The organism is Burkholderia sp. Bp8991, assembly GCF_003853795.1.
Lineage (GTDB): Bacteria > Pseudomonadota > Gammaproteobacteria > Burkholderiales > Burkholderiaceae > Burkholderia.
The window spans coordinates 1-12704 of sequence record NZ_QTQJ01000006.1; the positions used below are offsets into that span (position 1 = coordinate 1).

At 70.5% G+C, this 12704-nt stretch carries 13 protein-coding genes; 6 read left to right on the top strand and 7 right to left on the bottom strand.

Going from position 1 to position 12704, the window contains the following annotated elements; all coding sequences use genetic code 11:
* On the bottom strand, nucleotides 1–477 hold a 477-nt coding region (locus DIE02_RS08510), incomplete at its 3' end, for a hypothetical protein (RefSeq protein WP_185702610.1).
* Between the two features lie 36 nt (nucleotides 478–513).
* On the bottom strand, nucleotides 514–1359 hold the full coding sequence (locus DIE02_RS08515) for an aldo/keto reductase (RefSeq protein ID WP_124486984.1): 846 nt from the start codon (nucleotides 1357–1359) through the stop codon (nucleotides 514–516).
* Between the two features lie 168 nt (nucleotides 1360–1527).
* On the opposite strand from DIE02_RS08515, the gene DIE02_RS08520 reads away from it, so the two are divergent.
* On the top strand, nucleotides 1528–2274 hold the full coding sequence (locus DIE02_RS08520) for a GntR family transcriptional regulator (protein ID WP_044845577.1): 747 nt from the start codon (nucleotides 1528–1530) through the stop codon (nucleotides 2272–2274).
* A gap of 37 nt (nucleotides 2275–2311) precedes the next feature.
* On the opposite strand, the gene DIE02_RS08525 is transcribed toward DIE02_RS08520, so the two are convergent.
* The gene (locus DIE02_RS08525; protein WP_124486983.1) at nucleotides 2312–3703 is read right to left on the bottom strand and encodes a CoA transferase; all 1392 of its coding nucleotides are present in this window, start codon (nucleotides 3701–3703) and stop codon (nucleotides 2312–2314) included.
* 139 nt (nucleotides 3704–3842) lie between these two features.
* Here DIE02_RS08525 and DIE02_RS08530 point away from each other — a divergent pair, with 139 nt between their 5' ends.
* Nucleotides 3843–5075: a citrate/2-methylcitrate synthase gene (locus tag DIE02_RS08530; RefSeq protein ID WP_124486982.1), complete on the top strand. Its 1233-nt coding sequence runs from the start codon at nucleotides 3843–3845 to the stop codon at nucleotides 5073–5075.
* Here DIE02_RS08530 and DIE02_RS08535 read toward each other — a convergent pair.
* Entirely contained in the window at nucleotides 5048–5371 is a 324-nt protein-coding gene (locus DIE02_RS08535) for a DUF2917 domain-containing protein (protein ID WP_044845574.1), read from the bottom strand. The two genes, DIE02_RS08530 and DIE02_RS08535, sit on opposite strands and share 28 nt — an antisense overlap.
* Nucleotides 5372–5562: 191 nt before the next feature.
* Between DIE02_RS08535 and mdtD the strand changes: the two genes are divergently transcribed.
* Together mdtD and DIE02_RS08550 are read left to right on the top strand one after the other, a co-directional pair.
* Nucleotides 5563–7002 carry a multidrug transporter subunit MdtD gene (mdtD, locus tag DIE02_RS08545; RefSeq protein ID WP_124486981.1) on the top strand — a complete coding sequence of 480 codons (1440 nt, stop codon included), beginning with the start codon at nucleotides 5563–5565 and terminating at the stop codon, nucleotides 7000–7002.
* Between the two features lie 180 nt (nucleotides 7003–7182).
* Nucleotides 7183–8457, top strand: coding sequence for an EAL domain-containing protein (locus DIE02_RS08550; RefSeq protein WP_044845572.1), 1275 nt, complete (start codon nucleotides 7183–7185; stop codon nucleotides 8455–8457).
* Nucleotides 8458–8473: 16 nt separating this feature from the next.
* Here the strand turns inward: DIE02_RS08550 and DIE02_RS08555 are convergent, their stop codons facing one another.
* Both DIE02_RS08555 and DIE02_RS08565 read right to left on the bottom strand, forming a co-directional pair.
* On the bottom strand, nucleotides 8474–9088 hold the full coding sequence (locus DIE02_RS08555; RefSeq protein WP_124486980.1) for a bifunctional 2-polyprenyl-6-hydroxyphenol methylase/3-demethylubiquinol 3-O-methyltransferase UbiG: 615 nt from the start codon (nucleotides 9086–9088) through the stop codon (nucleotides 8474–8476).
* 240 nt (nucleotides 9089–9328) lie between these two features.
* Nucleotides 9329–9853, bottom strand: coding sequence for a DUF962 domain-containing protein (locus DIE02_RS08565; RefSeq protein WP_124486978.1), 525 nt, complete (start codon nucleotides 9851–9853; stop codon nucleotides 9329–9331).
* A gap of 81 nt (nucleotides 9854–9934) precedes the next feature.
* Between DIE02_RS08565 and DIE02_RS08570 the strand changes: the two genes are divergently transcribed.
* Together DIE02_RS08570 and chrA are read left to right on the top strand one after the other, a co-directional pair.
* Complete coding sequence (locus DIE02_RS08570; protein ID WP_124486977.1) at nucleotides 9935–10642, top strand: Crp/Fnr family transcriptional regulator; 708 nt, start codon at nucleotides 9935–9937, stop codon at nucleotides 10640–10642.
* Nucleotides 10643–10783: 141 nt separating this feature from the next.
* Complete coding sequence (gene chrA / locus DIE02_RS08575; protein WP_124486976.1) at nucleotides 10784–11995, top strand: chromate efflux transporter; 1212 nt, start codon at nucleotides 10784–10786, stop codon at nucleotides 11993–11995.
* A gap of 110 nt (nucleotides 11996–12105) precedes the next feature.
* Here chrA and sodB read toward each other — a convergent pair whose 3' ends face one another.
* The gene (sodB, locus tag DIE02_RS08580) at nucleotides 12106–12684 is read right to left on the bottom strand and encodes a superoxide dismutase [Fe] (protein ID WP_124486975.1); all 579 of its coding nucleotides are present in this window, start codon (nucleotides 12682–12684) and stop codon (nucleotides 12106–12108) included.
* Nucleotides 12685–12704 lie beyond the last annotated feature (20 nt).

The following is a 12704-nucleotide window of genomic DNA, read 5'->3' on the forward strand; positions in this document are numbered from 1 at the left end:
GGAGGCCACGGCGACGGGGGTCATGGTGGTGGCGGCTCCGGCGATGGCGGAGGCCACGGCGACGGAGGTCACGGTGGTGGCGGCTCCGGCGGTGGCGGAGGCCACGGCGACGGAGGTCACGGTGGCGGCGGCTCCGGCGGTAGCGGAGGCTCCGGTGGCGGAGGTCACGGTGGTGGCGACTCCGGCGGTGGCGGAGGCCACGGTGGCGGTGGTTCCGGCGGTGGTTCCGGTGGCGGTTCCGGTGGCGGTTCCGGCGGTGGTTCCGGCGGTGGTTCCGGCGGTGGTTCCGGCGGTGGTTCCGGCGGTGGTTCCGGCGGCGGCGGCCATGGCACCGGCGGTCACGGCAACGGCGGTGGCAACGGTAATGGCAACGGTAGCGGCGGCGCTGGCAACGGTGGCGCCAACGGCGTCGGCAATGGCAATGGAAGCGGCAGTGCCGGCGGCAATGGCGGCAACGGCGGATCGTCCAGTGGCCATGGCCACTGACCGACGCATCGCCTGCCCCCGACGCGGTCAGAGCATTTCGAGCGCGCGCTTGCTGCGCGGCGGACGGAAGTACCCGTCGAGTTGCGCGCGCTCGTCATCGCTCAACACGAGATCGAGCGCGGCGCGATTGTCGCGCACGTGCTCGATCCGCGACGTCTTCGGAATCGCGAACACGCCCGGCTGCGCAAGCACCCAGGCGAGTGCGACGCGCGTGACCGACACACCGCGCTGCCGCGCGATTTCATCGAGCGGAGAACGCTTCGGCAGCCGTCCGTGATCGACCGGGCTGTAGGCCATCGCCGGCATCCGATGATCGACGAGCCACGGCAGCAGGTCGAATTCCGGGCCGCGCCGCGCGATGTTGTAGAGAATCTGGTTGGTCGCGCACGCGCCACCGCCCGCCTCGTCGACGAGCTCGGCCATGTCGGCCGTATCGAAGTTGCTGACGCCCCAGTGGCGGATCTTGCCCGCGCGTCGCAGCGCCTCGAACCCCTCGACCGTCTCCTCGAGCGGCACCGAACCACGCCAGTGCAGCAGGTACAGGTCGAGACGATCGGTACGCAGACGCTTGAGGCTCGCGTCGCACGCGGCGACGACGCCGCGCCGGCTCGCATGATGCGGATACACCTTGCTGACCAGGAACACGTCGTCGCGCAGGCCGGCGAGCGCCTCGCCGACGAGTGCCTCGGTCGCACCGTCGCCGTACATCTCGGCGGTATCGACCAGCGTCATCCCGAGATCGATCCCCTCGCGCAATGCGGCGATCTCGTCCGCCCGGCGCGCGGGCCGCTCGCCCATTTCCCAGGTGCCCAGGCCGAGTTTCGGAATCGTCTCACCGTCCGGCAGGACGACCGTGGCGATCGTGTCTGTCATGTGCTCCTCGCTGCGGATTCGTGGCCGCGCACCCGCGGCCGAAGCATCAAATACGACGCATCAGTGTAGTCAATCGGTGCGGCGTCCACCTGTTACACGGCAAAAACCGGCTATAACGGCACCGCATGATGACTTAGAATGGCCGGCACCCTGATCGATACCCATTCCATGAAGGCACCCACGGACGACCGCTGGCAGGACCTGCGCCCCGACCCCGACAACGACACGCCGCTCTACCTGCAGCTCGCCCGCAAGCTCGGCGACGCGATCCACGACAATCGCTGGGCGGCCGGCGAGGCGCTGCCGTCCGAACGCGTGCTGTCCGAAGCGCTCGGCGTGTCGCGCATTACCGCGCGCAAGGCGATCGCGCTGCTCGTCGAGCAGGGCCTGATCCGCCGCACGCAAGGGGCCGGCAACTTCATCCGGCCGCGCTACGAGGATCCGCTGTCGCGGCTGTCGAGCTTCAGCGAGATGCTCGAGCGCCGCGGCTTCAAGCCGAGTTCGCAATGGCTCGAGCGCGAAATCCAGCCCGCGAATCGCGACGAAGTGATCCAGCTCGGCCTGTCGCCGGCCGCCTCCGTTACACGGCTGAAACGCCTGCGCCTCGCCGACGGCATCGTGATGGCCGTCGAGAACTCGACGTTCCCCGCCACGCTGATTCCCGATCCGCAGGCGATCGGCGGTTCGCTGTACAGCTATCTCGAAGCGCGCGGCACGCCGATCGTGCGCGCACTGCAGCATTTCCGCGCGGTCAACGCGACCGACGAGATCGCGCAACAGATGGGCATCGCGCCGCACGACGCGCTGCTGCTGATCACGCGGATCGGTTATACGGCCGACCAGCGCGCGATCGAACTCACCGATACCTACTGCCGCAACGACTACTACGACTTCGTCGTCGAACTGCGCAAGTAACGCCGGCAATACTCACGGCGTACGGCGCCGCCGGCGCTCACAACCAGCATGCTTCGTCCGTGCCGAGCGGCACGGGCGGCCTCGAGAAGCGCGGCGGTGTCGCCGACAGGCGTTCGGCCGGACGCACGGCATCGATCGTGCCAAACGGCGACGCGCTCCGGTCGATCCGGTCGCGCACGTCGTCGAACGTGAAATCCGGCGCCCGCAGGCCGTCCGGCACCGTGCCGAACGATTGCAGCCAGCGCCCCGTCTGCGCGAGCGAGAGCCGCACGTGCCAGCTCCCCCCTTCCGTCGCACGGCGCGCGAGCGCGATCATCGCGCCGAACGCCGCGAGATAACCCGTCGCATGATCGAGCGCCTGGCATGGCAGATGGCGCGGGCCGTCCGCGTGCGCGGCGTGCTGCTCGTGCCACGCGATACCGCTCGCCGACTGCACGAGACTGTCGAAGCCACGCCGCATCGACCACGGCCCCGCGTGCCCGTATGCGGACACCGACACGCAGACGATGCCGGGTCGCAGCTCCGCCAGCGCCTGCGGCGAAAACCCGCGCGCCGCGAGCGCGCCGGGGCGATAGGCCTGCAGGAATACGTCGGCGTCGCGTGCGAGCGCGCGCAACGTGGCGACACCGCCCGCCTCGCGCAGGTCGATCCACGTCGAGCGCTTGCCGCGCCCGTTGTCGATCACGAGCGACGCGATGTTCGGCAGGTGCGGGCCGTTGACGAGCAGCGTCTGTGCCCCGTGCGATGCCAGCGTGCGGCCCGCGACCGGCCCCGCGATGATGCGCGTGAGATCGAGCACGAGCACGCCCGCGAGCGGCTGGTCGGGCGCGCCGTGGCCGATCGCCTCGACGGGCGCGTCACCGATCCGCTCGATCTCGAACAGCGGCAGCGACGCGAGTGCCCGTGCCTGGTCGTGCGCCGCCCATTCGTCAGGGGTTCTGATCAATGCCGCGCACAGGCCGGCCTCGGCGAGCGCGGTATCGAGTGCCGCGCCGTCCCACGTGCGGATCGCCGCGGCCACGTCATCGCGCTGCGGGCCGCTGCCGAGCACGTCGAGAATCCCGTGCAGGTGATGCGGAAAGTTCGCATGCAGCTGGATCCAGCGCCCGTCGCGCGTTTCGTAGAAGCCCGTCACCGGATGGCGCGGCTCGGGCGGCAGGCCGTCGTCCACGCGCAGGTAGCGTTCGCTGCGAAACGCGACGAGCGCGTCGCGCATCGACACGTCGACGCGCTGCGCGACGCCCGTGCGCAGCCGGTGGCATTCGGCCGCCGCGAGCCCGGCCGCCGCGATCGTCGCCGCGGCGAGCGTGCCGACGTGGAATGCCGACGGCAGCGTCGGGTCCTGCCCCGCCACGGCCGCGCGGGCCAGTGCGCGCGGTTCGCCGTGCGCCAGTTGCCACAAGTGGGTCAATGCGAGTTCGGGGGTCATGGTGGAAGCGCGCCGTGGAGGAGACGCATTCGAGTCTAGAATTCGCGACAGGCGCGATCAATCTTGATTGCGCGAATCAACGCATAACGAATAGTTGTAGCCGGGCCGCGCTTCATGCGCCCCGACAGGAGCGATCGGCATGACGTCCCTCAGCGCGCCGGAAGCCGCCGGCATCCTCGGTGTCAGCGTGAGCACCCTTTACGCGTATGTGAGCCGCGGCCTGCTGCGCTCGCTGCCCGACGGCGCGAGCAAGCGCCGCCGCTACGACGCGGACGAGGTGCGCCTGCTCGCGCGCCGCCGCGCCGATGCAAAACGCGCGGGCGGCGTCGCCGAACGCTCGCTCGACTGGGGCGTGCCCGTGCTCGAATCGCGGATCACGCAAATCGCCGACGGGCGCCTGCACTATCGCGGCGCCGATGCGATCGCGCTCGCGAACGACGCGACGCTCGAGGAAACGGCGGCCCGCCTGTGGGATTGTCCGCCCGCGCGGCTCGCGGCGGCAGGCCTTGCGTCGATCGGTTTCGACACCGCCCAGTGGGAAGACTGGGCCCGCCGCTGGGCCCATCTCGCGCCGCTCGAGCGCACGCTGGTGCTGCTCCCCGCCGCGGCCGCCTCGCTGCCGCGCCTGTGGGCGCAGGGGCGCGACGCGCAGTTCGACGCGGCCACGCTGCTGCTGCGCGTGACGACGGCCGCGCTGGCCGGCATCGCACCGGGCGACGCGCCCGTGCATCGACAGCTCGCCGCCGCGTGGCGGATCCGGCGGCGCGACGAAGCCGACCTGCTGCGCCGCGCACTCGTGCTGTGCGCCGATCACGAACTGAACCCGTCGACCTTTGCGGTGCGCTGCATCGCGTCGACCGGCACCCATCTGTTCGGTGCGATCGCGGGCGGGCTCGCGGCGCTGTCGGGCCCACGCCACGGCGGCGAGACGTTCCGCGCGGGCGCCCTGCTCGACGAAGCCGCGCGGGCCGCCGACCTCGACCGCTACCTCGCGCTGCGCGTCGCACACGACGAACGCGCGGACGGCGCACGCACGGCGCTGTCCGGTTTCGCGCATCCGCTCTATCCCGACGGCGATCCGCGCGCACGCGCGTTGCTCGACGCACTGCACGCGACGCTGCCCGCCCGGGCACCGCTGCGCATGGCCCGCGCGCTCGCCGCGCGCGTCGAGGCGGCGACCGGCCTGCGGCCGTCGATCGATTTCGCGCTCGCGGTGCTGGAGCGCACGCTTGCGCTGCCCGACGGCGCCGCGTTCACGCTGTTCGCGGCCGGCCGCACCGCGGGCTGGATCGCGCACGCACTCGAGCAGTACGCTGACGGCAAGCTCATCCGGCCCCGCGCGCGCTACGTCGGCAGCGACGCGGCTGCCTGAGCGCGGCCGCCGCGCCATGCGGCGAGCCGCCGCCACGCGCTCGGCGCGGCCTGCACGGCCGGCGCCGCCTGCGGGCCGAACGCGAACACCGCGCCGCCCGCCGCCGCGCTGATCCATACGCGCATGCCGGGCAGCAGCGCCAGGGTCTCGCCGGCATGCAACCAGTGATCGTCGGGCCGGCCCTCGATCGTCACCCATAGACCGCCGTCCGCGACCTGCAACGCGGTGCGATCGACGATTCGCCACCGCCCGGCCGGTTCGTTGCCGTCCATCTCGTAGAGTCGCAGTTCGCGCATGGCCGCCTCCGGGTCGCGTGGGTTCGATGACGCCAGTATTTCGGACCGTGGCGACACACGGACAGATACGCCTGCAGACACTTTCGACTGAACTGTATCGGTCCGCCGCCGGACAGGCGTCCGGACCGATCCTGCGTGGCACGGCGGCTTTGCCTACAATGGCGGCTGTCCCGCGCCACCGGTCCGTCCCCATGTTCCAACGTCCGCCCGCCGCCGCTCCCGGCGAAAAGAACCTCACCATAATGCTCTGGCTCGTTGCGACGGGTTTCTTCATGCAGACGCTCGATGCGACGATCGTCAACACGGCGCTGCCGTCGATGGCAGTGAGTCTCGGCGAATCGCCGCTGCGGATGCAGTCGGTCGTGATCGCCTACTCGCTGACGATGGCGGTGATGATTCCCGTCTCGGGCTGGCTCGCGGACACGTTCGGCACGCGGCGCGTGTTCTTCAGCGCGATCCTGGTGTTCTCGCTCGGTTCGCTGCTGTGCGCGAATGCGCATACGCTGTCACAGCTCGTCGTGTTCCGCGTCGTGCAGGGGGTGGGCGGCGCGATGCTGCTGCCGGTCGGGCGGCTGGCGGTGCTGCGCACCTTCCCGGCCGAACGCTACCTGCCCGCACTGTCGTTCGTCGCGGTTCCCGGGCTGATCGGGCCGCTGATCGGGCCGACGCTCGGCGGCTGGCTCGTGAAGATCGCGTCGTGGCACTGGATCTTCCTGATCAACGTGCCGGTGGGCGTCGCCGGCTGCGTCGCGACCTTCTACTCGATGCCCGACGCGCGCAACCCGGCCGTCGGCCGCTTCGACCTGAAGGGCTATCTGCTGCTGACGATCGGGATGGTCGCTATCTCGCTGTCGCTCGACGGGCTCGCCGATCTCGGGATGCAGCATGCGGCCGTGCTCGTGCTGCTGATCCTGAGCCTCGCGTGCTTCGTCGCGTACGGGCTGTACGCGGTGCGCGCGCCGCAGCCGATCTTCTCGCTCGAGCTGTTCAAGATCCATACGTTCAGCGTCGGCCTGCTCGGCAACCTGTTCGCGCGGATCGGCAGCGGCGCGATGCCGTACCTGATCCCGCTGCTGCTGCAGGTGAGCCTGGGCTATTCGGCATTCGAGGCCGGGCTGATGATGCTGCCGGTCGCGGCGGCCGGGATGTTCTCGAAACGGATCATCACGCGCCTGATCACGCGGCACGGCTACCGCAAGGTGCTGCTCGCGAACACGATCATGGTCGGGGTGATGATGGCGAGCTTCGCGCTGATGCGCGACACGGTGCCGGTGTGGGTGAAGGTCGTCCATCTCGCGCTGTTCGGCGGCTTCAACTCGATGCAGTTCACCGCGATGAACACGCTGACGCTGAAGGATCTCGGCACCGGCGGCGCGAGCAGCGGCAACAGCCTGTTCTCGCTCGTGCAGATGCTGTCGATGAGCCTCGGCGTCACGGTCGCGGGCGCGCTGCTGGCCACCTTCACCGGGATGCTGCGCACGGTGACGCCGAGCAACACGCTGCCCGCGTTCCATGCGACCTTCATCTGTGTCGGGATCATCACGGCCGCGTCCGCGTGGATCTTCGCGCAACTCGCGCCCGACATCCGCGGCGGCACGCAGCACAAGACCGATCCGTCCGAACGCGCGTGACGCACGGCGCGCGCCGCCACAATCGCCACGGCGGCGCGCCGCGCACCATGTCGGTGCAGCACGGCTGCACCGCGCGCGCCCTGCCGGCCGCGACGGCCCGCCGCACGGGGCACGATGCCGTGCATGCTTCTTGCTCGCCTATTCTGTAGGTAAACTGGCAGTCTTCCTTCGGCCGACATCATGAGCATGATCGACATCGATCCACCCGGCTTCCAGCCGCCCCGCCCCGTCGCCGGCGACGACGGGAAGCGGCGCACCGTGCTGTACGGCGCATACACCGTGTTCAGCGTGTTCCAGCCCGTTTTCTCGGTGTCGCACCGCCGCGCGATCGGCTATCACGCGTCGCTGCGCGCGCACGACGAGGACAGCCGCCAGGTCGCGTCGCACGAGGTGTTCACGCAGGCGGCGCGGCGCGGCGACCTGCTCGAGCTCGGCCGGCTCGCCGAATCGCTGCATCTCGGCAACTTCCACGCGTTCGACAGTCACGACGAATGGCTCTTCCTGAGCCTGCACCCGGCGGCGCTGATGGACACCGTCTACGGCGACGCGCTGCTCGCGAACCTGAAGGCGCTCGGCCTGCCGCCGCATCGCGTGGTGCTCGAGGTGCCCGAGCAGGCGGGCGGCGAGACGCCGCGCTATGCGGCGATCGTCGACGGGCTGCGCAAGGCCGGCTTCCTGATCGCGCTCGGCGGCTTCGGCGCGAAACATTCGAACATCGACCGCGTGTGGCACCTGCACCCCGACATCGTCACGCTCGACCGCGGGATCCTCGCGCAGGCGAGCGAACACTCGCATCTCGAGCGCGTACTGCCCGGGCTCGTGTCGCTGCTGCACGAATCCGGCCAGCTCGTGCTGATGGGCGGGCTCTCGACCGAGCGCGACGCGATGATCGCGCTCGAATGCGACGTCGATTTCGTGCAGGGACAGTACTTCGCGGGGCCGAGCGTCGACCCCGTGCAACCGCAGGCCGCCGCAGGCTGCATGGATACGCTGTCGGCCGCGTTGCGGCTGCGCGTCGCGCAACGCGAGCGCACGCAGGCCGAACGCCTCGCACCGTATGTCGCCGCGCTGGAGGAGGCCAGCCGGAAGCTCGTCGCGGGCGAATCGCTGATCGACGCGGCCGGCGCCGTGCTCGGGTTGCCGGAAACCGCGCGCTGCTTCCTGCTCGATGCATCGGGCCGCCAGATCGGCGACAACGTGCTCGCGCGCGGCAGCGTCTCGCAGCGGGCGAAGCGCTTCCGGCCGCTGCTGCATTCGGAAGGCGCGAGCTGGGAGCGCCGCCCCTACTTCATCCACGCGATGCGCGCGCCCGGCCGCGTGCATCTGACGCCGCCGTACCTGTCGATCAACGAAGCGCACCTGTGCGTGACCGCATCGATCGCCGCGCCGGCCGCGACCGGCATGCAGGTGCTGTGCGTCGACATCAACTGGGAAGCGGCACTCAGCCGCGAATGAGTTCGCGCGGCCGCGCTCACGCGGCGCCGTCGAGGGCGTTGGCGCGGCGCGCGATCAGCCGGTGCACGCGCTTGCCGGACGACGCGCTGACCACCTCGTGCTCGTCGATCACGTGCATGCCGGCGCCGAGCGCCGCATGCATGCGCGCCGAATCGAGCGGCGTATACAAGCGGCCGCGCTCGTCGCGCAGCGCGCCGTTGCCGGCCACCCGCCAGCTCAGGTACAACGTGCCGCCGGGCATCAGCAACCCGGCCAGCCGCGCGGCCGCCGCTGCAGCATCCGCCTGTTCGAGGTGCATGACGACCGTCTCGCACAACACGTTTCGAAACGCGCCGGCCGGCACGCCGGCGAGCGCCGGCAGCGCAGCCAGCTCGAAGGTCAGCGACGGGTGGCGCAAGCGCGCCTCGGCGAGCAGCGCGGCGCTCGCATCGTAGCCGCGCACGTCGAATCCGCGCGAAGCGAGCCACGCGGCGTCGCGTCCCGCACCGCAGCCGACGTCGGCCGTCGGCCCGGGCGAGAAATACTGCTCGAGCAGTGCATACATGTCGTCGGGGGCGGCCTGGTCGAGCCAGTCCTGCGCGTATTGCGCGGCATGGGCTTCGTAGGCATCGAGAGTCGGGCGATCCACCATGGCGATTGCTCCGCGTACGCGTCCTGTCGTGCGACGCACCCCGCATCTTAGCCGTTGCGCGTCGCGCGTGGGATGGCGGGCGACGCGCGGCCCCGCGCCGCTCGCAGGTCGCCGGCGCGGTCAGTTCGGCCCACGGCGCATCGCCGCGCCAGGGCCGGCCGCGATGCCGCCGCGAACCGGCCGCCGAGGGCGCAGCCGACCGCGTCCGCGCCGAACCCGCAGGCCGGCGCGGCCGACGCGTCAGACATGCGAATGCGCGCCGCCGTGCACGGGCCCCGCGCGCCGCTCGACCTCGCGGCGCACGTCGCCGCGCAGGCCCGCGAAAAACGCGACTTCGGCGACGACGAACAGCGGCCCGACCATCAGCCCGACCAGGTCATCGACGAACGCGGGCTTGCGCCCCTCGAACCAGTGCCCGACGAACTGTACGATCCAGCCGACCACGAACGCGCCGATGCCGATCCCGAGCCATTGCGCGGTCTGCAGCAGCGCGAGCGTCTGCGCGGCCCACAGGCCGAGGGCGAACAGCGCGGTCATGACCGCCCCGAAGCGCAGGTCGAGGCGCAGGTAGAACACCGCGAACGCCACCGCGAGCAGCAGCGCCGGCGACAGCGCGACACCGGCCAGCGTGCCGAGCGCCGGCCGCGACAGCAGCACCTCGACCGCGAACACGATCATCGGAATGCCGACCAGATGCGTCGCGATGTTGCGCGCGTCGCGATGGTAGGCCGCATACTGGGAAAGGTGGTCTTCGAGCGTCTTCATGGCGTCTCCTGAACGATCATTGGGCGCTATGATGCGCGTCACGCCCAGGAACCTCTGTCAGCTACCCGACATCGCGTGCCCATGCCCTCGCCGCTCGCCCCGTACCTGCCGCAGATCGAAGCGCACCCTTGGTTCGCCGCGCTGCCGCCGGCGTTGCGCGACGACCTGCTCGCCCGCGCCGCGTTGCGGCACCTGCCGGCCGGCCACGCGCTGTTCCGCCGCGGCGACCCGCCATGCGGGCTGTATGCGGTGCTGGCCGGCGCCCTCACCATAGGCGCGGTCGATCCGCAGGGCAAGGAAGCGCTGCTGACGGTCGCCGAACCCGTCACGTGGTTCGGCGAGATCGCGCTGTTCGACGGCCAGCCGCGCACGCACGACGCGATCGCGCTCGACGACACGCTGCTGCTGCACGTCCCCCAGCGCGCGCTGCTCGCGATTCTCGACACGACGCCGCAATACTGGCGGCAGTTCGCGCTGCTGATGGCGCAAAAGCTCCGGCTGAGCTTCCTGACCGTCGAATCGATGAGCGTGATGCCGGCCGCGCAGCGGCTTGCCGCACGGCTGCTGATGATCGCCGACGGCTACGGCGGGATCAGCGCCGGCCGCACGCGCATCCGGCTGTCGCAGGAAAAGCTCGCGGCGATGCTGTCGCTCACACGGCAGACCACCAACCAGCTGCTGAAGGCGCTGCAGGCCGACGGCGTCGTGCGGCTGCATGTCGGCGAGATCGAACTCGTCGATGTCGATGCGCTGCGCCGGGCGAGCGGGCTGCCTGACGGCACTCACTGACGGCACGCACTGACGACGCGCCGCCTCCGTCCTGACGCGCCCGTCGTGACGCCATCGAGCGATCGCCGCAACGCCGCATTCCCGCCGTCATCGCTTCGCGCTATCGTGGCGGCTCGTTCGTCCTTCTCCCCGCATACGCGCTTGAACACGTCCACCCTTACCGCCCCTTCCCGCCACGCGTGGCCTGTCTTCGTCGCGTTCCTGCGGCTCGGCCTCACGTCGTTCGGCGGGCCCGTCGCGCATCTCGGCTACTTCCGCGACGCGTTCGTCACGCGGCGCGGCTGGCTGACCGAACGCGCGTATGCCGATCTCGTCGGCCTGTGCCAGTTCCTGCCGGGGCCGGCGAGCAGCCAGGTCGGGATGGCGATCGGCCTGTCGCGCGCTGGTTATGCGGGAATGTTCGCCGCATGGCTCGGCTTCACGCTGCCATCGGCGCTGCTGATGATGCTGTTCGCACTCGGCATGCACGCTGCGGGCATGCCGGTCGCGGCCGGCGCGCTGCACGGGTTGCGGATCGTGTCGGTCGCGGTGATCGCGCAGGCGGTGTGGGGCATGGCGCGCACGCTGTGCCCGGATGCGCGCCGCGCCACGCTGATGGCGGTCGCGGCCTGCCTCGCGCTGCTCGTGCCGGCCGCATGGCTGCAGGTGGCCGTGATCGTCGCGGCCGGCGCGGCCGGCTTGGTACTGTTGCCGCAGCCCGAGCGCGGCGCGCACGATCCGCTGCCGCTGCACGTGTCGCATCGCGCGGGTGCGCTGTGGCTCGTGCTGTTCGCCGCATTGCTCGTCGCGTTGCCGTTCGCGGCGGGCGCGCTGCATTCGCATACCCTCGCGGTGGCCGACGCATTCTTTCGCACCGGCGCGCTGGTGTTCGGCGGCGGGCACGTCGTGCTGCCGCTGCTGCAGGCGGCCGTCGTCGCGCCGGGCTGGGTCGGCGATTCGGCGTTCCTCGCCGGCTACGGTGTCGCGCAGGCCGTGCCGGGGCCGCTCTTCACGTTCTCGGCGTTCCTCGGTGCGTCGCTGCGCGACGCGCCGAACGGCTGGCTCGGCGGGACGATCGCGCTCGTGTCGATCTTCGCGCCGTCGTTCCTGCTCGTCGCGGGCACCGCGCCGTTCTGGGAACGCCTGCGCCGCAGCACACGCATGCAGGCCGCGCTCGCGGGCGTAAACGCGGCGGTGGTCGGGCTGCTGCTCGCCGCGCTGTATCACCCGGTGTGGAGCGAGACGATCGTGTCGCCGCGCGACTTCGCGGCGGCGCTCGTCGCGTTCGTCGCGCTCGTGTTCTGGCGGGTGCCGCCGTGGGCCGTCGTGATCGCGAGCGCGGCGCTCGGCTGGTTGGCGACGGCGCTCGCCTGATCCGGCAAGTGCCACGCATCGATTCCCGCCCGACCAAAACAAGAAAGCCCTCGTGACGAGGGCTTTTCTTCGGGTGCCGCGCGCCGCAACGGCGCGCAGTACGCATGGACTTACGCGAAGTTCTTCGCTGCGAAGTCCCAGTTGACGATGTTCCAGAACGCTTCGACGAACTTCGGACGTGCGTTGCGGTAGTCGATGTAATACGCGTGTTCCCACACGTCGATCGTCAGCAGCGGCTTGTCGGCCGTCGTCAGCGGCGTGGCGGCGTTGCTCGTCGACACGATGTCGAGCGAACCGTCGGCCTTCTTCACGAGCCATGCCCAGCCCGAACCGAACGTGCCGACTGCGGCCTTCGAGAACGCTTCCTTGAACGCGTCGTACGAACCCCACTTCGCGTTGATCGCGTCGCCCAGCGCGCCCGACGGTGCGCCGCCGCCGTTCGGCGACAGGCTGTTCCAGAAGAACGTGTGGTTCCAGATTTGCGCGGCGTTGTTGAAGATGCCGCCCGACGACTTCTTCACGATCTCTTCCAGCGACAGGTTTTCGAATTCCGTGCCCGGGATCAGATTGTTCAGGTTCGTCACATAAGCCTGATGATGCTTGCCGTAGTGGTACTCGATCGTCTCTTTCGAGATGGTCGGCGCGAGTGCGTCTTCAGCGTACGGGAGCGGCGGGAGCGTATGAGCCATGGCGATTCCTTCGTTGAGTA

What these genes read in the sequence shown, in the direction of transcription:
- DIE02_RS08570 (WP_124486977.1), top strand. Translation starts at nt 9,935, where the DNA reads ATGCCCTCGCCGCTCGCCCCGTACCTGCCGCAGATCGAAGCGCACCCT.
- DIE02_RS08525 (WP_124486983.1), bottom strand. Translation starts at nt 3,703, where the DNA reads ATGACCCCCGAACTCGCATTGACCCACTTGTGGCAACTGGCGCACGGC.
- DIE02_RS08515 (WP_124486984.1), bottom strand. Translation starts at nt 1,359, where the DNA reads ATGACAGACACGATCGCCACGGTCGTCCTGCCGGACGGTGAGACGATT.
- DIE02_RS08535 (WP_044845574.1), bottom strand. Translation starts at nt 5,371, where the DNA reads ATGCGCGAACTGCGACTCTACGAGATGGACGGCAACGAACCGGCCGGG.
- sodB (WP_124486975.1), bottom strand. Translation starts at nt 12,684, where the DNA reads ATGGCTCATACGCTCCCGCCGCTCCCGTACGCTGAAGACGCACTCGCG.
- DIE02_RS08550 (WP_044845572.1), top strand. Translation starts at nt 7,183, where the DNA reads ATGAGCATGATCGACATCGATCCACCCGGCTTCCAGCCGCCCCGCCCC.
- DIE02_RS08530 (WP_124486982.1), top strand. Translation starts at nt 3,843, where the DNA reads ATGACGTCCCTCAGCGCGCCGGAAGCCGCCGGCATCCTCGGTGTCAGC.
- DIE02_RS08565 (WP_124486978.1), bottom strand. Translation starts at nt 9,853, where the DNA reads ATGAAGACGCTCGAAGACCACCTTTCCCAGTATGCGGCCTACCATCGC.
- DIE02_RS08555 (WP_124486980.1), bottom strand. Translation starts at nt 9,088, where the DNA reads ATGGTGGATCGCCCGACTCTCGATGCCTACGAAGCCCATGCCGCGCAA.
- mdtD (WP_124486981.1), top strand. Translation starts at nt 5,563, where the DNA reads ATGTTCCAACGTCCGCCCGCCGCCGCTCCCGGCGAAAAGAACCTCACC.
- DIE02_RS08520 (WP_044845577.1), top strand. Translation starts at nt 1,528, where the DNA reads ATGAAGGCACCCACGGACGACCGCTGGCAGGACCTGCGCCCCGACCCC.